At 61.6% G+C, this 18,606-nt stretch carries 26 protein-coding genes; 13 read left to right on the forward strand and 13 right to left on the reverse strand.

Translation table 11 applies throughout. The annotated features are described in order from the left end of the window. The 7 genes from KBY74_RS09235 to KBY74_RS09265 form a co-directional block, all read right to left on the reverse strand. Positions 1 to 678 (reverse strand): protein translocase subunit SecF (locus KBY74_RS09235; protein ID WP_254942443.1); only part of this gene is annotated, 678 nt, incomplete at its 3' end. Position 679: 1 nt separating this feature from the next. Then, positions 680 to 2,149: a protein translocase subunit SecD gene (gene secD, locus KBY74_RS09240; protein ID WP_254942444.1), complete on the reverse strand. Its 1,470-nt coding sequence runs from the start codon at positions 2,147 to 2,149 to the stop codon at positions 680 to 682. Positions 2,150 to 2,151: 2 nt separating this feature from the next. Then, positions 2,152 to 3,135, reverse strand: a complete 984-nt coding sequence (locus tag KBY74_RS09245; RefSeq protein WP_254942445.1) for a pyruvate dehydrogenase complex E1 component subunit beta — start codon at positions 3,133 to 3,135, stop codon at positions 2,152 to 2,154. A gap of 139 nt (positions 3,136 to 3,274) precedes the next feature. Beyond that, positions 3,275 to 3,610, reverse strand: a complete 336-nt coding sequence (locus KBY74_RS09250) for a DUF3082 domain-containing protein (RefSeq protein ID WP_254942446.1) — start codon at positions 3,608 to 3,610, stop codon at positions 3,275 to 3,277. After that, positions 3,607 to 4,542: a 4-(cytidine 5'-diphospho)-2-C-methyl-D-erythritol kinase gene (ispE, locus tag KBY74_RS09255; RefSeq protein ID WP_254942447.1), complete on the reverse strand. Its 936-nt coding sequence runs from the start codon at positions 4,540 to 4,542 to the stop codon at positions 3,607 to 3,609. The genes KBY74_RS09250 and ispE overlap by 4 nt, the downstream gene beginning before the upstream one ends. Beyond that, positions 4,535 to 5,374, reverse strand: coding sequence for a 16S rRNA (adenine(1518)-N(6)/adenine(1519)-N(6))-dimethyltransferase RsmA (rsmA, locus tag KBY74_RS09260; RefSeq protein ID WP_254942448.1), 840 nt, complete (start codon positions 5,372 to 5,374; stop codon positions 4,535 to 4,537). The genes ispE and rsmA overlap by 8 nt, the downstream gene beginning before the upstream one ends. A gap of 304 nt (positions 5,375 to 5,678) precedes the next feature. After that, positions 5,679 to 6,044 carry a YraN family protein gene (locus tag KBY74_RS09265; RefSeq protein ID WP_254942449.1) on the reverse strand — a complete coding sequence of 122 codons (366 nt, stop codon included), beginning with the start codon at positions 6,042 to 6,044 and terminating at the stop codon, positions 5,679 to 5,681. An 84-nt stretch (positions 6,045 to 6,128) separates the two neighbouring features. Between KBY74_RS09265 and KBY74_RS09270 the strand changes: the two genes are divergently transcribed. The 8 genes from KBY74_RS09270 to KBY74_RS09305 all read left to right on the forward strand — a co-directional run bounded on the left by KBY74_RS09270 (position 6,129) and on the right by KBY74_RS09305 (position 11,222). After that, a complete protein-coding gene (locus KBY74_RS09270; protein WP_254942450.1) occupies positions 6,129 to 6,671 on the forward strand; it encodes a pentapeptide repeat-containing protein in 543 nt (180 codons plus the stop codon). Positions 6,672 to 6,680: 9 nt separating this feature from the next. Next, positions 6,681 to 7,097 carry a hypothetical protein gene (locus KBY74_RS09275; RefSeq protein WP_254942451.1) on the forward strand — a complete coding sequence of 139 codons (417 nt, stop codon included), beginning with the start codon at positions 6,681 to 6,683 and terminating at the stop codon, positions 7,095 to 7,097. Beyond that, positions 7,097 to 7,756 (forward strand): TMEM165/GDT1 family protein, encoded by a 660-nt coding sequence (locus tag KBY74_RS09280; RefSeq protein ID WP_254942452.1) that lies wholly within the window; start codon positions 7,097 to 7,099, stop codon positions 7,754 to 7,756. Before KBY74_RS09275 ends, KBY74_RS09280 begins: the two co-directional genes overlap by 1 nt. 56 nt (positions 7,757 to 7,812) lie before the next feature. Next, on the forward strand, positions 7,813 to 8,814 hold the full coding sequence (gap, locus tag KBY74_RS09285; protein ID WP_254942453.1) for a type I glyceraldehyde-3-phosphate dehydrogenase: 1,002 nt from the start codon (positions 7,813 to 7,815) through the stop codon (positions 8,812 to 8,814). Between the two features lie 63 nt (positions 8,815 to 8,877). Beyond that, entirely contained in the window at positions 8,878 to 9,255 is a 378-nt protein-coding gene (locus tag KBY74_RS09290) for a hypothetical protein (RefSeq protein ID WP_254936851.1), read from the forward strand. Continuing rightward, positions 9,252 to 9,485 (forward strand): hypothetical protein, encoded by a 234-nt coding sequence (locus KBY74_RS09295; protein ID WP_254936852.1) that lies wholly within the window; start codon positions 9,252 to 9,254, stop codon positions 9,483 to 9,485. Before KBY74_RS09290 ends, KBY74_RS09295 begins: the two co-directional genes overlap by 4 nt. Before the next feature lie 84 nt (positions 9,486 to 9,569). After that, entirely contained in the window at positions 9,570 to 9,911 is a 342-nt protein-coding gene (locus tag KBY74_RS09300) for a S24 family peptidase (RefSeq protein ID WP_315859054.1), read from the forward strand. A 6-nt stretch (positions 9,912 to 9,917) separates the two neighbouring features. Beyond that, positions 9,918 to 11,222: a Y-family DNA polymerase gene (locus KBY74_RS09305; RefSeq protein WP_254942454.1), complete on the forward strand. Its 1,305-nt coding sequence runs from the start codon at positions 9,918 to 9,920 to the stop codon at positions 11,220 to 11,222. A 15-nt stretch (positions 11,223 to 11,237) separates the two neighbouring features. Here the strand turns inward: KBY74_RS09305 and KBY74_RS09310 are convergent, their stop codons facing one another. After that, positions 11,238 to 11,486, reverse strand: coding sequence for a hypothetical protein (locus KBY74_RS09310; RefSeq protein ID WP_254942455.1), 249 nt, complete (start codon positions 11,484 to 11,486; stop codon positions 11,238 to 11,240). A gap of 85 nt (positions 11,487 to 11,571) precedes the next feature. On the opposite strand from KBY74_RS09310, the gene KBY74_RS09315 reads away from it, so the two are divergent. Further along, positions 11,572 to 12,204 carry an isoprenylcysteine carboxylmethyltransferase family protein gene (locus KBY74_RS09315; RefSeq protein WP_254942456.1) on the forward strand — a complete coding sequence of 211 codons (633 nt, stop codon included), beginning with the start codon at positions 11,572 to 11,574 and terminating at the stop codon, positions 12,202 to 12,204. Positions 12,205 to 12,206: 2 nt separating this feature from the next. Here KBY74_RS09315 and KBY74_RS09320 read toward each other — a convergent pair whose 3' ends face one another. Then, positions 12,207 to 12,506, reverse strand: coding sequence for a hypothetical protein (locus tag KBY74_RS09320; RefSeq protein WP_254942457.1), 300 nt, complete (start codon positions 12,504 to 12,506; stop codon positions 12,207 to 12,209). 65 nt (positions 12,507 to 12,571) lie between these two features. Further along, entirely contained in the window at positions 12,572 to 14,665 is a 2,094-nt protein-coding gene (gene dnaG, locus KBY74_RS09325; protein ID WP_254942458.1) for a DNA primase, read from the reverse strand. Between the two features lie 62 nt (positions 14,666 to 14,727). On the opposite strand from dnaG, the gene KBY74_RS09330 reads away from it, so the two are divergent. Next, positions 14,728 to 15,579: a DMT family transporter gene (locus KBY74_RS09330; RefSeq protein ID WP_315859056.1), complete on the forward strand. Its 852-nt coding sequence runs from the start codon at positions 14,728 to 14,730 to the stop codon at positions 15,577 to 15,579. Here KBY74_RS09330 and KBY74_RS09335 read toward each other — a convergent pair. Together KBY74_RS09335 and KBY74_RS09340 are read right to left on the reverse strand one after the other, a co-directional pair. Beyond that, on the reverse strand, positions 15,548 to 15,997 hold the full coding sequence (locus KBY74_RS09335; protein ID WP_254942459.1) for a hypothetical protein: 450 nt from the start codon (positions 15,995 to 15,997) through the stop codon (positions 15,548 to 15,550). The two genes, KBY74_RS09330 and KBY74_RS09335, sit on opposite strands and share 32 nt — an antisense overlap. A 14-nt stretch (positions 15,998 to 16,011) precedes the next feature. Beyond that, entirely contained in the window at positions 16,012 to 16,479 is a 468-nt protein-coding gene (locus KBY74_RS09340) for a hypothetical protein (protein WP_254942460.1), read from the reverse strand. A 33-nt stretch (positions 16,480 to 16,512) separates the two neighbouring features. On the opposite strand from KBY74_RS09340, the gene ruvA reads away from it, so the two are divergent. The 3 genes from ruvA (at position 16,513) to KBY74_RS09355 (ending at position 17,934) form a co-directional block, all read left to right on the forward strand. Next, a complete protein-coding gene (gene ruvA / locus KBY74_RS09345) occupies positions 16,513 to 17,160 on the forward strand; it encodes a Holliday junction branch migration protein RuvA (protein ID WP_254942461.1) in 648 nt (215 codons plus the stop codon). Between the two features lie 91 nt (positions 17,161 to 17,251). After that, positions 17,252 to 17,521, forward strand: coding sequence for a 30S ribosomal protein S15 (rpsO, locus tag KBY74_RS09350; protein WP_106501986.1), 270 nt, complete (start codon positions 17,252 to 17,254; stop codon positions 17,519 to 17,521). 11 nt (positions 17,522 to 17,532) lie between these two features. After that, entirely contained in the window at positions 17,533 to 17,934 is a 402-nt protein-coding gene (locus tag KBY74_RS09355) for a photosystem II biosynthesis protein (protein WP_396123172.1), read from the forward strand. Here the strand turns inward: KBY74_RS09355 and KBY74_RS09360 are convergent. Then, the coding region (locus tag KBY74_RS09360) for a hypothetical protein (protein ID WP_254942462.1) at positions 17,916 to 18,606 on the reverse strand (691 nt) is incomplete at its 5' end. The two genes, KBY74_RS09355 and KBY74_RS09360, sit on opposite strands and share 19 nt — an antisense overlap.

An 18,606-nucleotide genomic window follows, 5' to 3' on the forward strand; every position in this document is an offset into this window, starting at 1 on the left:
AGTAAGTAGTGCTACAGCAAAAAGGCTATTTACCTCTACCCCGGCTAGCACCCCGAGCCAAGCAAACAAACCACAAGTAATCAAAACATCATGACCAAGGCAAACAAGTGCCAATAATGCATAGACTCGGTCGTAGCGGAAGGAAATGTATATGGATATACCTACGAAACTAACTAACAAAGAAACCAGGCTGGCCCGCAGTAGCTGGGAGCCAAGGGTGGGGCCAATCGTGTCTACGGACAGACCACCCGAGACCGTATCGCCGATTTCGCCCTTAAGGGACTTGATCACCATCTCAGACTGGGCTGGACTCAGGCTGGGCATGCGCAAGACGAGCGAGCGCCCACCATCAAGAAGCTGAACTGTGGCTCCAGTTAGTGGTGGAGCAGGATCTGAGCCATCCACTGGCAGCTTCAAGGCAACCAGGCTTGCTTGGACCGAATCAGCAGCCAATGGGGCACAGGCTGGGTCGCACGTGCGCTCTATCTGAATCTGAGTGCCGCCGGTGAAATCAAGCCCTGGGCGCAGTGGAGCTCGGATTGAGGGCGACAACCAGCTGACAGCCATTCCCAATAAACTCAAAAGCAACGCCACTGTGGATAGAAGCCATAGCTGGCGACGATGGCGATTAACGCGAAAAGAAAACATTGGCTGGTGACTAGTTGGTGCCAGGGACATCTCAGGCAACCCCCTCTGAACGTTGAACAAGAGGGATGAAATAGTTGATGCGGCGTAAGGCTGGATAGCTCATAAGTACCCGCAGGAGTGTGCGAGTGCATGTGAGGGAACTGAACAAGCTAAGCAAAACACCAATTCCAAGCGTGACCGCAAATCCCTTGACAAGCCCCGTCCCCAAAGCGAACAAAGCGACGCAGCTTATTAACGTAGTAACCTGGCCATCAAGGATGGATGAAAATGCGAGAGCGAAGCCAGTGTCAATAGACCGAATTAAGGTATTACCAGAGCGCAGCTCTTCCTTGATCCGCTCAAAAATAAGCACGTTTGCATCGACTGCCATTCCAAGCGACAAGATGAATCCAGCAATCCCAGGCAGGCTGAGGGTGACTGGGATAAGGGCATATACGGCCAAGTTGAACAGGCCGTAAAGGGATAGGGCAACTACCGCAACCAGCCCAGCCAATCGATAAACAATCACCATAAACACGGCTACTAGCAGCAGGCCTGTAAGGGCTGCCACAAGGCTGGTACGAATGTTTTCAGCCCCTAATGAAGGTCCAACTGTTCTCACCTCGAGGAGTTTCACTGGCAGTGGCAAGGAACCCCCTCGGAGCTGAACCTCCAAATCCCGAGCCTGCTCGGCGGTGAAATTACCCGTGATACTTGCTGAGCCTCCAGTGATGCCCGCTGCCTTGAACTCAGGGCCGACGCTTGCCTCACTTATGGAGCGACCATCCAGAACAATGCCAAGCAAACGACCAGTGCCGGCGATCGACTGGGTAAGGCTGGCAAACTTATCGCCCCCGTCCTTAGTGAAACCGAGAGTCACATCCCAGCCGGTGCCTGTTTGCTGCTGCTGGCGTCCTGCGGTGACAAGATCCTTGCCGCTGAGGCCAGCTGGTTCGAATTGGGCAACTATGTCAGCGTTGATACGTTGCAGATCTGCCTCTAGCTGATCACGATCAGCTTGTTTGGTGTCAGGCGTAGTTGGTACATCCTGCTGGGACTCAGCAGCTTCCTTAACAGGGGCGTTTAGGCGGATTAAAAGTGCCGTTGCTTGGCGCTTTAGGTTGAGCAATTCCTGCATCCGCTGCTCGGTACCCGGTTTTTGGGCCCGAAATTCAAGTAGTGCTGTAGTGCCAAGAACCTTGGCGGCGCGGGACGGATCTTGCTCCCCAGGCAGTTGCAGCACAAGCTGATCGTCACCGACAGTTTGCAAGGTCGACTCAGCCACACCCAAACCATTAATGCGGCGGTCAAGCACCTCCTTGACCGCATCTAGCTGCTCCTTCTGGACAGTTTTGATGGCACCAGCTGGCATTACTTGGAGAGTTAGTTGGCTGCCACCGCGCAGATCCAATCCCAGGCGCTGGCCTAGAGGAGTCTCCGGAGTGTTCCAGCTAAACAGCAGAGCCCCGGCAGCAATTGCCAAGGCAAGAATCAGGGCAAACCACCCCTGTTGACGAGCCATATCTAGATCTTTCCGGCGACGAGCTGCTGGGCCGCATCAACAATTTGATGGGGCTGAATGATGGTTAGGTTTTCCAGGGCACCGTTGTAGGGAGTGGGGATGTCCTGGGAAGACAACCGAATCGGCCGGGCATCAAGCTCATCAAAACAGTGTTCCGTAATTAAGGCGATCAATTCAGCCCCGATGCCGCCTGTCTTCATACATTCCTCTACCACAATCACCTTGTGGGTTTTGCGGATCGAGGCGGATATGGTCTCCATATCAAAGGGCTTCAGGCTGATTAGATCGATCAGCTCCACGCTCACCCCAGCCTTCTCCAACTGCTCGACAGCCTTGAGACAGTGATGACGCATGCGTGAGTAGGTGAGAATCGTGACATCCGATCCAGCCTTCACAACCTCGGCCTGGTCAAGGGCACAGATGTAATCACCTTCTGGAATATCTTCCGAAAGGTTGTACAGCAGCACGTGCTCGAAAAAGAGCACGGGGTTGTTGTCGCGGATTGCTGCCTTCATCAGGCCTTTGGCATTGGTGGGAGTGCTCACCGCCACAATTTTGATGCCGGGTACGGCATGGAAATAGGCCTCAAGTCGCTGGCTGTGCTCAGCGCCCAGCTGGCGACCAACCCCGCCTGGCCCCCGCACGACAGTGGGAATGGTGTAATTACCGCCGCTGGTGTAACGCAGCATCCCCATGTTGTTGGAGATTTGGTTGAAGGCAAGCAGCAGGAAGCCCATATTCATGCCTTCGACGATTGGGCGCAGCCCCGTCATCGCCGCACCAACCGCCATGCCAGCAAAGGAGTTTTCGGCGATCGGGGTGTCCAGCACCCGCAGCTCACCATATTTCTCGTAGAGATCCTTGGTGACCTTGTAAGAGCCGCCGTATTGGCCGACGTCCTCACCCATCACGCAGACGTAAGGATCTCTGGCCATCTCCTCGTCGATGGCCTCCCGAAGGGCATTGAACAGCAGCGTCTCTGCCACGTCTGGGCTTGCACCATTTAGCTGCCAACCTATCTCAGCCGCCGGCGGCGAAGGTTGAGAGCAGCAACACCGAAAGCAGCATGCCGGGGAGCAGCAGCGTTACCAGCAAACCCAGGTCGTGGGGAGTCATGTAGCGAAGCTAGGGCTTTTCAGCCGCTTCGGCAGGAGCCGATCCGGAACCGGACACCAAGTTGCGCACGAACACCAACGCCAGACCAATGCCAATGAAGGCAAAGCTGAAGGTGGCAAGAAACGACATGCCAACAATCAGCGTTTTGAGGGCCGTGGCGATGCTCTGGGCAATTGCCGAGCCGTAGCTGGGTGGATGCAGTGCGTAGTACGCCACCAATTTCTGGCTCAGACCCAAGGCCAGCCAGGCCAGCAGACCAGCGGTGAGCGAGCCCGAGAGGAAACTCAGCGGCCCTTTACGGGGCGCTGGATCACTGGGCTTGATAGGGGATTCGGGATTGGTCACTGAAGCAGGCTGACACCTCGATCGCTGAAGCCACAACACCAAGACTCAAAGCCGTACTGCTCAAATCGTTCGGATTGGTCTGCATGGGCGGTGCGAGCTTCGTCCAGGTTGGAGAACAGGGCGAAAAGACTTGGGCCAGAACCACTCATGGCAACTGCCAAGTGTTGCTCGGTCTGGCGCAGCAATGCCAGGCCCTGGCGCACGGTTTCCACCTCTGGTTCCACCACGGCCTGCAGGTCGTTGCGCAGTGGTGGCCAGCTCCCATTCCCCGCGATGGCGCCTAGCATGGGCGCCTGGCGTAGGGCCTGACGGCGCTGCTCAAAATCGGCTTCAGCCTCGAGATAGAAATCGCCGCGTAGCTCCTTGCAGCGTCCGTAGGCCCAGGGAGTGCTGACACTCACCCCCGGGTGCTTGAGCAGCAGTAGCGCCGGAGGCTCGGTTGACTTGAAGGCCAAGGCTTCCAACAGCTCACCGCGGCCAAAGCAGAGCTGGGTGCCGCCATCAAGGCAAAACGGCATGTCTGAACCAAGCTCAGCCGCCATGCTGTGCAGCTCCTGACTCTTAAAGCCCAGTCCCCATAGCTCGTTGAGACCAATCAGCGCCGCCGCTCCATTACTGGAGCCGCCCGCAAGGCCAGCACCGATCGGGATGCGCTTCTCGAGCACGATCTGGGCCCCAAGCTCGGCAAAACCTGAGCGGGCACGCAACATCTCCCCTGCCTTGACGACCAAATTGCTGCTGTCAGTGGGCAGGTCGGCCCGATCGCACTGGAGGCTGATATGGCCATCCGCCGTGGGCCGCAACCGCAGGCTGTCGGCCAGATCGATCGACTGCATCACCATCGCCAGCTCGTGGAAGCCATCGGGGCGCAGGCCCAGCACCTCCAAGTGCAAATTGATCTTGGCGGGGGCACGCACGCATAGATCAGCCATGGGTAGGGGCGGCAGCGGGCGCAGCAATGACCTGATTCAAGCTGCCCGCCAACGCCACCCAGGCTGCTGGCGCGATCTCCTGGGGCCGCTGCTGGAGGCCGATGCCCGCTGCTGCCGCCAACCCAGCAAGTTCAGCTTCTGGCAGCAGACCTGCCAGGGAGTTACGCACCATTTTGCGGCGAGCGGCAAAACAGCGCTTCAAAAGCATCTCCACCGTGCGGGCTAGTTGGGGTGCCAATTGCTGCTCCACTGGCAGCGGCTCCAACAGGATCACCTCCGAGTGCACTTGGGGCGGCGGCTGAAAACAGCGCGGCGGCACAGCACAAACGGAGTGGCAGTTGGCCAGCAGCTGCATGCGCACGCTCAGAGCCGAAAAGGCGCTGGCGCCAGGCTCACTGCGGATCCTTTCCCCTACCTCCCGCTGCACCAGCAGCACTAGACGGTCGTAGGGGTGGGCCACCGGTCGATCGAGCCGGCCCACCAGCCGCTCTAGTAGGGGGCCTGTGATGTTGTATGGAATGTTTGCCACAACCTTGTTGGCGGCAGGCAGCTCCACCGTCAGCACATCCCCCGAGGTGAGCTGGAAGCGCGGCTGGTCGCCGAAGCGCTCCTGCAGGCCGAGCACCAGATCGCGGTCAAGCTCCACTGCAGCCACTGCTGCCGCCGGTGTAGCCAGCAGCCGCTCGCTGAGAGCTCCCCGGCCCGGCCCCACCTCCAACACCCGATCGCAGGCTTCAAGCTCTGCGGCCGCCACGATGCGCGCGAGCACCGTCTGATCTATCAACCAGTGCTGGCCGAAGCGCTTACGAGCGCGGTGGGCAGTAAATGTCATCTTGAAGTCGTCAGGTATCCACAATGGCTGTTGCCCCAGATCCAGGCATTCATCCGCAGGCATTAATTTGCGCTGCGGCCATAGTTGCCTCGCTGCCGTTCCTGACCCTCCCCGCTCAGGCAGGCAGCGTTACCGCATCCTCGATCTGGGACAAAAGCAACGCCATTGAACGGGCTAGGCAGCAGCTTCCAGCTGGTGCGGTTGTTACTGCTGAGCGTTGCCAGGAAACGGAGGTAGGGATGGGCAACTATCGCTATTTATGCACTGTCGAGTTCAGCCAGCCAGCGCCGGCGGCCACTACCGATCAGTGATCGGCGCGGATCCAGCGAACAGGTCCGGGCGCCGGTGCCAGGGGCACCAAGGCAAAGACCAGCTCCACCGAGCTCTCCGCCCAAACCGGATGGTCCTCCAGCCAGCAGTGCCAGGCACGCTCCAACCGCTGACGCTTGCCGCGGCGCAGGGCGCCGGCACCCCAACTATCTGGCCCGCAACGGCTGCGACCTTTCACTTCCACCAGCAACAGCCGCCCCCCTTTTTCCAGCACCAGATCCAGTTCGCCCCAGCGACACTTCCACTGGCGTGAAAGCAACCGCCAACCCCTGCCGAGCAGTAGGCGCAGCACCCGCTGCTCGGCCCAGTCGCCCTGGCGGCGTGCAGTGGTGCGAGCCATAGGCCTGGAGCAGCAGCTCCCAGGGTTCCCACGCAGTGCGCCGCCAGGTGCCCTGCCTAGGCTTGAGATACCCACCCAGCCGTCATGTTGCCTCTTTTATCTTCCGGTCGATCCCGTTCCGATCGTTCTCCGGGCAGCCTGGCCGGCGGGGTGCTGGCGCTGTTGTTTGCCCTGGCCAGTGCCATCGGCTTGGCCTTGGTGTCCCCCCTGCCCGCCCAGGCGGCCATGGATGTGGCCAAACAGGTGCTAATTGGCGCTGATTTTCATGACCAGGATCTGAGGGGTGCCACCTTCAACCTCACAAATCTGCGGGATGCCACCTTTGCCGGCTCCGACCTGCAGGGGGCCAGCCTGTTTGGCGCCAAGCTTCAGGACGCTGACCTAAGCAACACCAACCTGAAAGAGGCAACGCTCGACTCGGCGATCTTCGATGGCACCAACCTCACCAATGCAGTGCTGGAAGACGCCTTTGCCTTCAACACCAAATTCACAAATGTGGTGATTGAGGGGGCAGATTTCACCAATGTGCCTTTGCGGGGTGATGCGCTCAAAACCCTTTGCGGCCTTGCCAGTGGCACCAACCCGGTGACCGGCCGCGACACCCGCGCCAGCCTGGGCTGCAGCTGAGCTGAATCGATGAGCTTCGACGCCCGTAGCCGCGAACGCCTTCAAGCCCTAGGCCGCAGCCTGCCCCAACCCTTACCCAAGCCTGAGCAGCCTCAGCAAAGCCAAATCAAGGCCAGCGATAGGCGCCACAAGGTGGAGCTGGAGCAAAACCCGGAGGCCCTGTTCAGGGAGCTGATGCAGGTCAGCCCCGATGGCACGGTGCCGCCCCACTTGATGGAGCGGCTGCGCGAGCTGGAGAGCCGCCGCCAGAGCGCTACCCCTGCGCCGGCGCCAAGCATTGCCGCCAGCCCCACCAAGCTCCGTGGTCGCAACACCCCTGGCCGGGCCGATCGGCGCACCGCAGCCGAATATGGCGATCAATACACCGCCTTTCAGCAATTGCTGCTGGAGGACGAGGAGGACATCCCCTCGGCTATTGATAAGTGATGGCTCCAACCCTTTCCAGCGATCCCAGCCTGGCTGCCTTCGGCTCCAGCCTCACCGCAATCACCCTGGCCGAGCTGGGCGATAAAACCTTTTTCATGGCGCTGATCCTGGCGGTGCGCCACCGCGCCCGCTGGGTATTTATTGGCTCATTTGCCGCCCTAACCGCGGTCACCCTGATCTCCCTGGCCCTTGGATACGGCCTGCGGGAGCTGCTACCCCAAAGCCTGGTGCCCTGGCTGGCCGCCGTGCTCTTCATCAGCTTTGGCATCAAGCTGCTGATCGATGCCCAGGGCATGGCAGCCAATGCGGCGACCGAGGAGAAGGCGGAGGCTGAGCAGGCGATCAATACGGCGGAAAGCAGCAAGGCCTTCAACACGGCCTGGGCCGTGATCTGGGAGGCCTTCGTACTGGTGTTTATCGCTGAGCTAGGCGATCGAACCCAGTTCACCACTATTTTTATGGCCACTGCGCCGGCCCAGGTATTCAGCTTTGGCGGCCTGCTCGCCGGCACGCTGTTAGGTCATGCCCTGGTCACCTGGCTGGCCGTAGGCGCCGGCAAGTGGATTGGTCAATGGGTGAATGAGCGCCTGCTCTATCGCCTCAGTGGCGGCCTATTTCTGGTGTTTGGTCTAGCGGCCCTGAGTCAGGCCCTGAGCTGATCCATCCCCCGTATGGTGCCCCCATACTTTCGCCACAGGGTTTAGGGAGCTCCACCATGACCATTCGCATCGGCATTAACGGTTTCGGCCGCATCGGCCGCCTTGCCTTCCGCCGTGCCATGACCCTGGCGGACGTGGAGATCGTTGGTATCAACGACCTGATTGAGGTCGACTACCTGGCCTACATGCTCCGTTACGACTCCACCCATGGCCGCTTCCAGGGTGAGGTGGCCGTCGAAAACGGACAGCTGGTGGTGAATGGCCAGGTGATCCGTATCAGCGCCGAGCGAGATCCAAACAACCTCAAGTGGGGTGAGGTTGGCGCCGACTACGTGCTTGAAAGCACCGGTTTTTTCCTCACCGACGACTCCGCCCGCGCCCACATCAATGCCGGCGCCAAGCGTGTGGTGATGAGTGCTCCCTCCAAGGACGCCACACCAATGTTCGTGATGGGCGTGAACCACAGCAGCTACGCGGGCCAGGACGTGGTTTCCAATGCCAGCTGCACCACCAATTGCCTGGCACCTGTCGCCAAGGTGTTGCACGACAACTTCGGCATCGTCAATGGCTTGATGACCACGGTGCATGCCACCACCGCTACTCAGAAAACCGTGGATGGCCCTTCGGTCAAGGACTGGCGTGGTGGCCGCGGCGCGGCCCAAAACATCATCCCCAGCTCCACCGGTGCCGCTAAGGCGGTTGGCCGGGTGATCCCCGAGCTCAACGGCAAGCTCACCGGCATGGCCTTCCGCGTGCCCACCCCCGATGTGTCGGTGGTGGACCTCACCGTGAACCTGGCCAAACCCGCCAGCTATGACCAGATCAAGGCCGCCATGAAGGCCGCCAGCGAAGGCCCCATGGCCGGGATTCTTGGCTACACCGAAGACGAGGTAGTGAGCACCGACTTTCTTGGCGAGAGCTGCACCTCGGTGTTTGATGCCGGCGCCGGCATCGCCCTCACCGACACCTTCGTGAAGGTTGTGGCTTGGTACGACAACGAGTGGGGCTACAGCTGCAAGTGCCTCGATCTGATGCGCCATATGGCCAGCGTGGGATAGGGCCGGCGCGGCTGAGCGTGGGACAGGCCGGGCACTGGAGAAGGGTCCTGCCCTTTTCTGCCCATGGCCTGTGCCGCCGTGATCTCCCTGCTCGAACCCTGCCAATCCCGCCAGGGCCACTGGCTGCTGCCAGACGCCGGCTTCCCCCAGCAGCTCGCCAGCTTGCTTGGCTCGCCCCTTCGCAGCAGCGGTAGGCCGCCCAGCAGCTGGCAGGAGCTGCATGCTGTTTTCTTGCCCTTGGCGCCGCTACCAGCACCGGAAACCCTTTCCCCAACACCTGCTGCTACCTATCGCTACCTGATCTGCCTGGACCGCCGCGGTGGCCGCCTGTCCTGCTGGCGGCGCTATCCGGAAGGGCTGGGCTGGCAACGCCGTTGCGGTCCGATGCCGCTGGCACTGTTCATACGTCGCTTCAACCAGCGCCTAACCTCCACCCCATGACCGGCAATCTCCAGGCGATCGGCTTTTTGTTCAGCTGGGTGCTCGGCTGGGGCATCGGCGGCTCCCTGATCGATGCGGGCCTAATCCAGGCCGGCGTCTATTCCCTCGAGACCGGCCAGCTCGGCACCCTCACCACCTTTGTGTTGTGGACCTTGCTGTGGGGCGCAGCTGGCGCCTGGCTCTACCGCCGCTTCACCACCACTACGCCCGAGTCCGGCGAGCCGGACTAAAACAGCGCGTCAGTACGCCTGAACTAGTGTGGGTCGACCCGCGGCGCGCGCCTGGCACACCCAGCCCATCCAGCCTTTTCGCCATTGCCGGGCAGCGCCAGTCTCGATGCCCAGCTGATCCGTTGCCGCGACAGCACGGTGTTGCTGCGGGTGAGTGGTGAATCGATGCAGGCGGCCGGAATCGACCACGGCGACCTGCTGATCGTCGATCGAGGCCTGGAGCCCCGCCCCGGCCAGATCGTGGTGGCTTGCCTGGACGGCTGCTTCACCCTTAAACGGCTAGTAGCCCACCAAGGCCGGCTACGACTGGAGGCAGCCCACCCGGCCTACCCGCCCCTAGAGCTGGATTGCTTTGATGGCGCTCGCATCTGGGCGGTGGCCCTGCATGTGGTCCGCACGCTCGAACCTGGCTGGGGTGTGCCGTAAAGCGCCATGACCTGCGAACCCTGGAGCCGCCGCCGCCAGGCAATCGTGCTGATCGACGGCAACAACTTCTACGCCTCCTGCGAAGCGGTGCTGGATCCCGCCGTGCTGGGGAGGCCGTTGGTGGTGCTCTCCAATAACGACGGTTGCATCGTGTCGCGCAGCGCCGAGGCCCGAGCCCTCGGCATCCGCATGGGCCAGCCCTACTTTCAGGTGCGGCGCGAGCTGGAGCGCCAGGGCGTGGTGGTGCGCAGCTCCAACTACGCTCTCTACGCCGATATGAGCCAGCGGTTGATGGCCACCCTGGAGCCCTGGGTGGAAGCACTGGAGATCTATTCGATCGATGAAGCTTTCGGCCAGCTAAGCCGGCCCGCCGACCAGCGCAGCCTGCACGATTGGGGCCGGCAGCTGCGTCACCACGTGCTCTGCCAGCTCGGCCTACCGGTGGCGGTAGGCATCGGCCCCAGCAAGGTGCTGGCCAAGCTCGCCAACCGACTTGCCAAGACGACGGCCAGCGCCACGGGTGTCTTCGACCTCGGCAGCATGGATGACCCCGATCCCCACCTAGCAGCGGTCGCCATCGAGGATGTCTGGGGTATCGGCCGCCAGCTCTCCCGCTGGTGCCGCCTGCGCGGTGTCGCCGATGCCAAGGCTCTGCGCGACATGCCCAGTGGCGAACTGCGCCGCCGCTGCGGCGTGGTGGGACTGCGCCTGCAGCAGGAGTTGCGGGGCATGGCCTGCCTACCCCTAGAGACCCTGCCGGCCGCCAAGCGGGAAACCTGCGTGAGCCGCAGCTTTAGCCAGCCGATCACCAGCCAGAGCGAACTGAGGGAGGCGGTTGCTACCTACCTGAGCCGGGCAGCGGAGAAATTGCGGCGGCAACAGCAACGGGCTGGTGCCATCACGGTGTTCGTGCGCAGCAACCCCTTCAACGGCACCAGTTTTTACAGCAACAGCGCCACGGTGAGCCTGCCGCTAGCCAGCAATGACACCGCCGTATTGCTGCAGGCAGCCCTACCCCTGGTGGCAGTGCTGTTCAGCCCCCACAAGCCCCTGCACAAGGCAGGCGTACTGATGCAGCAACTGCAGGGAGAGGAAACCCTCCAGCACAACTTGCTGCTGCCACTGCCCTTGGAGCAACAACACCGTCGCACAGCCCTAATGGCCACCATCGACCAGCTCAACCGCCACTACGGCAGCGGCACCGTGCAATGGGCAGCCGCGGGACTGCAGACCCCTTGGCGAATGCGGCGCTCACGACTGTCTGGGGCGGCCACTACCCGCCTAGACGCCATCCCGGTAGTGCGGGCCTGATCACTGCGGGCCTGATCACAATGGCAACAAGGCGGCTTCGATCATGGCGGCAGTAACGGTGATCGTCTCCTGTTCATCGGCATTGTCGAGGTAGGCCTCAAACGAGGCATAGCGCCGGATGCAGGGAGGAGCGCTGGCAGCGGCGCAGGCCTCAGCCCAGCTGATGTCTTCAGGCTGCACGGAGAGATAGGCGGTGAGAGCTTCCTCAAGATCGCTGCCATCGCCGATGGCTTCACCGTCCCAGAACACCTCGAAAAACCCCATGGAACCAGGGTGGAATCAGCAGGTAGGCAGCGTATGCGGGTATCAGCAAAGAAAGGAGTAGACCAAGGCTGACTGTGACGAGCCCATGACGCCATTGCCTAAAGCGGCCGGCAAAACCTGGTGGGAACACCAGCGCACCGGGCTATCGAAGTTGGTAGCAGTAGTGGGTTTCATATTGTTAGCACTCACCCAGAGCCACTGGGAGCTGGAGCATGAGAATGTGGCAACGTTCCTGTTCAGCACTGGCCTTGGCCTGGCTGCCATTGGAGCAACAGGGCGGATCTGGTGTTCATTTTTTATCTCCGGCCGCAAGGACGGAGTTCTGGTCACTGAGGGGCCCTACTCGATCAGTCGCAACCCTTTATATGTGTTCAGCAGCATCGGTTTGGTGGGAGTGGGGCTTAGCACCGAAACCCTCACCTACCCGCTGCTATTTCTGGTGATATTTGGTCTTTATTACCCAGGGATAATGGCAAGGGAGGAAAAACGGCTAGAAGAACTATTCGGCGAATCCTTCCGCCAATACCGGCAGCGGGTGCCACGCTTCTGGCCCAATCCTGGGCTCTACAGCGAGCCCACCAGCTGGAGCAGCAACCCGCGTCTGTTTCGCCGCCACATCCTCAGCGACATCTGGTTTGTATGGATTGCAGCAATCATTGAACTGGTGGAGGGCATGCGCAACGTTGGCTGGGTGCCCCACCTGCTGACGCTCTGGTGAAATCACCACCAGTCATCCCAGAAAGGGCCGCCAAAATCGTCGTCATAGCCAGGTTCCACGGTCCAGGTAGGAGTGGGGCCACCTGCCTGGGGCGGTTTCGGCGGGCCGGAGAGAGTTTCGGCGTTGATGCCGGGAATCGGCACCACCCCACAGGGGCACTGACACAGACCATCTGGGCCGATCACGCCCTGGCTGGGTTGCTCACAGCTGCAGGGGCAGGGCTGGGCAAGCGCGGCAGGGGTAAGCCACAAAGGCAGCAGTAAAGATGGCAGTAAAAACAGGGAAAGCCGGGGAAGAAACATCAAAGTGAGGGGATAAACAGAGTGCTGAAAAGGTCTTAGGGCAAGACAGAAGTGCTTACCGCTAATTAAGCCGCCGGTTGGGCCATCACCTCCTCGTAGCCAGCGCGGCGCTGGGAGTCGAGGTGTTCGAGATGTTTGCGTTCGTTGTAATAGAGCTCCTGAAAGCGCAGGGCGTCGCTGTTGAGTTCGCTGAAGAGGGCCTCGATGCGCGATTCCATATCGCTAAGCGGTGCCAGGCCTGAGGCCGTGGCCCGGGCCTCCTCCCTTTCCTGCTCCAGAAGCCGGGCAATACAACGCTCCAGGGTCTCAAGACGCTGACTGCTCCAGGCATCGAGCAGATGCCGGCAGCGTTTGACACTCTTCTGGCGCTCCAGAGATGCCGTGGCACCGCGCAGCTGAAGCAGGGGCTGGCTGAAAGCCATGCGCTGCAGCTCATTAGGCTCAAGCAAGGGCGTCAGCCTGGAGAGCAGGGCGCTCTGCTCCACCACCAGCTGATCGCCCAGCAACCGAGGCAAATCAAGATCGGCGAGGTCTGAGCCGGGGTCGTGGCCGCGGTTGATCGCCTCGAGCCGGCCCACACCGAGGTTGACCTCCTCTAGGCCGCTAATCGCAGCCCAAAGCAGGCGGTGGTGCTTCAGGGCGAAATCGTCGAGTTCGCGCTGCCGCAACTCCACCCGGATTGCACTGCGGTAGCTGGGGCAGTGCAGATACATCCGCAACACCTCCGCTTCAGCCCGCTCCCGCAGCCCAGCCTCACCCGGCAACTCCCACTTCTGGGAACGTCCATGCCAGCGCTGGCCTTTGACCTGCTGACGCAGATCGTCTTCCAGCTGGATCGCCAGCCGGGCCTGACCACCGCTGAGGCGCTCGGCCACCCGCTGCAAGTAGTGGCTGCGCACTGCGCTCTGGGGCAGCTTGCCAAGCAGGGCAACAAGGGCAGTCACCGCAAGCTGGAACTGGTCGGGACGGGCTAGATCTCGACCCTCGAGCACCTGCTCGATCTGCCAATCGAGCCAGAGCGGCGCCTGATCAAGCAGGGCCCGGTAATCGCCGGCACCCTGACTCTTGAGGAACTCATCGGGATCCTTGCCGGAGGGCAGTTGCAGCACCCGCAGCTCCAGCTGGCCCTGCAAAGCCAGCTGCTCCACTTCGCCGATGGCCCGTTGGGCAGCGCGCACACCGGCGCCATCGCTATCGAAGTTGAGCACCATCCGCCGCCCCTCGCAGCAGCGGCATAGCTGGGTGATCTGCTGGCTACTTAGGGCAGTGCCAAGGGACGCCACCGCATTGGTGATACCGGCGGCGTGCAGAGCGATTACGTCGAAGTAGCCCTCCACCACCACGGCTCGGTCGTCCTTGCGGATCGCGGCCGCGGCTTTGTCGAGACCAAAGAGATGCTTGCCCTTCTCGAACACCTCAGTCTCCGGAGAGTTGAGGTACTTGGGCTCGCCGCCATCGAGGCTGCGGCCACCGAAACCGATCACCCGCCCCTGGCGGTCCTTGATCGGCACCATTACCCGGCCGCGAAAGCGGTCGTAGAAACCACGACCGTCCTGGGAACTGGCGCCCTTGCGTGGCACCACCAGGCCTGCTTCCTCCAGCAGCTCCGGCCCCAGCCCCTCAACCTGCTGCAGGTGGCTTAGCAGGCCATCCCAACGGTCGGGAGCAAAGCCGAGCTCGAAGGCCTCCAGGGTGGCTTCATTCAGGCCGCGACTTTCGCGTAGATAAGTGAGAGCGGCGGCTCCCTCAGGGGCTCGCAATTGGCTGCGGAACCAACCAGCCGCCAGGCTGAGTACCCGGTGCAGCTGTTCGCGGCGCGAGAGCTGCTTGCGCAGCCGCTCCTGCTGGGGGCCATCGAGGGTCTCGATCGGCAGCTGGTATTTGCGCGCCAGCTCCAGCACCACATCGCTGAAGCTCTGGCGCTGGTGCTCCATCAAAAACTTGATGGCATTGCCGCCGGCACCACAGGAGAAGCAGTAGTAGAACTGCTTTGCCGGGGACACCGTCATCGACGGTGATGTGTCGTCGTGGAAGGGACAGATGCCTACGTACTCACGCCCCTTCTTTTTGAGCACTACGTGCTCACCAACCACATCAACGATGTCAGCCCGCTCCTTGACGGCCTCAATCGTGCGGGGGTGGAGACGCGGCAGGCTCAAGGAAGGGGCTATTTGCGGTGGGCGCTGAAGCGAAGCCTGATTCTGACCAGGGAAGGCAAGCCATGCTCGGCATGGTTGCCAGTGCCCTGAGCTTTTCGCTGATGGGCGTCTGCGTCAAGCAGGTGGGAGGACGCATTCCCGTTGCCGAGGTGGTGTTCGCCCGGGCGATTGTGAGCGTGGCCTTGAGCTGGTGGCTGTTGCACCGAGCCGGGATTCCAGCTTGGGGCAAAAGGCGCTGGCTACTGATCTGGCGCGGAGCGATCGGTACGGCCGCCCTGGTGTGTGTTTATGCCGCCCTAGCGGCCTTGCCCTTGGCTGCGGCCACGGTGCTGCAGTACCTCTACCCGCCGTTCACGGCCCTGCTGGCCTGGCTGATGCTCGGTGAGCCAATCGGCAAGCGGGTGCTGGCGGCCATGGCCCTGGGCTGGCTCGGGGTGTTGCTCGTTGCCCAACCGGCCGGCCTGCTGCAGGGTGGCGCGACCCTGGCGCTTGTTCCCGTACTCATCGCCGTTGCCGGTGCCCTGTTCACCGCATTTGCCTACGTAAGCGTGCGCTCCCTCGGCACGAGCGAGCACCCGCTGGTGATCGTTTTTTACTTCCCCTTGGTGGCCCTGCCCTTGAGCTTGCCGCTGGTGGCCCTCAATCCCGTGCTTCCCACCCCAGCGGAGCTGCTTTGGCTGGTCGGGGTTGGGGTCTTCACCCAGCTTGGTCAGGTGTATTTGACCCGCAGCCTCACTGCCCTGCCGGCGGCGCGAGCAACGGCGATCAGCTACGTGCAAGTGCTGTTTGCCGGTGGCTGGGGCTGGTTGCTATTTGGTGAGTCAATCGACAGCTGGACCATCGCCGGGGCTGGCCTCGTTCTGGCAGCCACCCTGGTGAGCCTTAGCCACAGTCGGCAACAGAAGCGGTCTTAGCCTCGGCATGGGCGAGAACCCGGCGGCAAAACTCCACCAGCTCCTCCGGCGTCATGTCGTGTTTGGCGTCATTGGTTCGCCAGGCGCAGATAACGAAATTTGGCTCGGGAAGATTGGAATGGTGATCGATTGTGGGAAGTAGGGCGTACAGCTTCTTGTGTGCGCCGCTTCCAGCTTCAGCTTCCCGGTTGTCGTAGGTGCCAATCAGATGCCAGTCGAGCTGCTCGCCGGTCCAGTGGTCCAGGCCGCCCGATGCAACCACGGCGTTGTGAATGGCGATGCGGTATTCCTGCACATTGCTGCTGCCGCCACGTTTCTGATCTCGCTTGCACAGGGTGACCGCCTTGCGCTGCACCCAACCGGGGTAGATGCGGGCGGCTGTCTCAGGCAGCCAGGCAGGTGGGCTCGTATCCATCATTTAAGTGTTGCTGATCAGCCCCTTGGCTTGAGTGGTAAGGGGTCGGTGATCCAGGTCTGCTGCCCGTCAGCGCCGGTAGATGGGGCAGGGCCCACGGGGCGGGCCAAACGCCAGCTTTGGCCGCGCTCGCCCCGCTGCAGATAGAGCTCAAAGGGACTGTCCACCCGGATCGGATCGCCAGCGAGGCGCCAGTCGAACTGGCCCTCCAGCCGCAGCCCCTTGGCCTCAGCGATCCCGATCGGCTGCTGCTGAGCCACCCGCACCCGACTCACCTCCGGCATGCCGCCGGCATCTAGGGCCAGGGCATCAGCGATGGCGCCCTGGGTGAGCTGAATCTGCAACTCCAGGGCCTGCAATAACACCGATCGCGGCGGCTGAGCGGAAGCACTGCAACCAGTGAGCACTATGCAAACCATCAACAGCAATGGCAGCAACCAGGCGCTCAACCGGGGAAGCGGCAGGGGCTGGGCACGGCTGAACACGGCGGGCACGATGGGGAACCTATTACTGACTCCATGATCGGCTGGCTGCAAGGGCAACTCAACCATCCCTGGCAGCAGGACAAGCGCTATGGCCTGCTGCTGGTGTGTCAGGGGGTGGGTTATGAGGTTCAGGTGAGCCAGCGGCAATGGCAGCAGCTGCCGCAGGAGGGCAGTGCGCTGGGGCTGCACACCCACTTGGCCATCCGCGACGACGCCTGGATTCTCTACGGCTTTGGTGAGCGCCACGAAAGGGATCTGTTTCGGGAATTGGTTGCCGTCAGCGGCGTAGGGCCTCAAATGGGCCTGGGATTACTGGGAGTGATGGATCCCAGGGAGTTGGTGCAAGCCATCGTGCAGACCGATCTGCGGCGGCTCTGCCAGGCACCCGGGGTGGGAAAGCGCACAGCCGAGCGCTTGGCTGTTGAGCTGCGGACCAAATTGCAGCAGCGGTTTCTGGGGCAACTGGAAAACCACGGCGATCCGGATTCGCAGGCGGACGGCCCCCTGCTGCCGGCAGAAGGCCGAGATGAAGTGCAGCTAACCCTGGCTGCCCTGGGCTACGAAGCCCTTGAAATCCATCGCGCCCTGCGCGCGGTAGCCGCCGTCGGCATGGGGGAGTCGGCCGGGGCAGAAGATTGGATCCGAGAGTGCCTGCGCTGGCTATCCCGCCCAATGGATTGAGACGGAATGCCAATGTCCGTCAGAAGGTATGGTGGGAACTTGCACCGTAGGTCCCCAAACCGGGCCCAGCCTGCGTTTTATTCCCCAGCCCATGCCGCTCACCACCACCAAAAAGCAGGAACTGATCAACGGTCACCAGACCCATGGCACAGACACCGGATCGGTGGAAGTCCAGGTGGCCATGCTCAGTGAGCGGGTCAGCCAGCTGACCGGCCATCTGCAGAAAAACAAGCACGATTTTTCTTCGCGCCAAGGCCTGCTCAAGATGATCGGACGCCGTAAGCGCCTGCTTGGTTATCTAAATGGCATCAGCAAGGAGCGCTACAGCGCTTTGATCGCCAAGCTCGGCATCCGGGGCTGATCGAGGCAGCCATGGCCGGAAAGGGAATGCAGGGTCGCGCCCAATCGGGCAAAGGCAACCCAAAACCGCCCCGGCGTTCCGGCCCCAGCCAGCAGGTAATCCCTGATGCGGTTGCCAATCGCATGGCTCGCCGAATTGCAATCGGCACCGGCATTCCCACTGTCATGGGCATGGGCGTATTTGTTGGTAGCTACCTGCTAGTAAGCCGCCAAATTTTTGACGTTCCACCCAGTGCCACCTTGGCGGCATCGGGTGGATGTTTTTTTCTAGGGCTGTTGGGCCTGAGCTTTGGTGTGCTTTCCGCAAGCTGGGAAGAGAAGCCAGGCAGCTTGCTTGGCACCGAGCAGATCGGACTAAACATTTCACGGCTGCGGGAGTCGATGCGGGCGATTCGTCATCGCCGCGACGGCTGAGGCAAGGAGCTGCCGTTGTAGCCGTACGCCATCAATATCCGGTAGCGCCGTGCCTCCATTCCGACTGCTGCAACCTCCAGAGGTGGCAAACTCTCAATGCGACTGAATAATTCAAGCAGTAGTCGTTCATCCGTATGCATGTCAAGCACCGCGAGAGCATCACTGCCTTTAAGTCTTGGCATGTCCTGCCGGGCCCATATGTCGTACTGGTTCATCCGTCGGGTGCCGAAAGCTACGGTAATCACTTGTCCTGCCGGTCGCTGCAGGCCGTGTGCCAGAGCTGAAGCGGTGGTGTAGCGGTCGCTGATCAAGAGGTCGACAGTTGCAAGGCGATCTGTTTCTCGCAGGGTTAAGGTCTCAGTGAGCTCGCGCCACCCGAGCAGCCTGCGGGTGGGCAGCACGTCGACTGGGATCCCGAAACGGAAGCCATAAAATGGAAGTACGGCCAAGGTAAGCATCAGCCCGTTAATGGCGCTGCCCAGGAGCAAGCAACGGCGCATACCGACGGTGGGCTGGAATTGTGGCCAGGCCTCCACCAGCAGCAGAATGGCGATCACGACCAGAGGCAGCGGCCAGTTGGCATAGACCGGCCGCCGCATGGAAACCAGTAAGCAGACCAGCATCAGCAGCACTCCTAGGGCGGCCAGAAGGAGCGGGTAGGGGTCCTGGCGA

The organism is Cyanobium sp. A1C-AMD, assembly GCF_024346495.1.
GTDB lineage: Bacteria > Cyanobacteriota > Cyanobacteriia > PCC-6307 > Cyanobiaceae > Cyanobium_A > Cyanobium_A usitatum.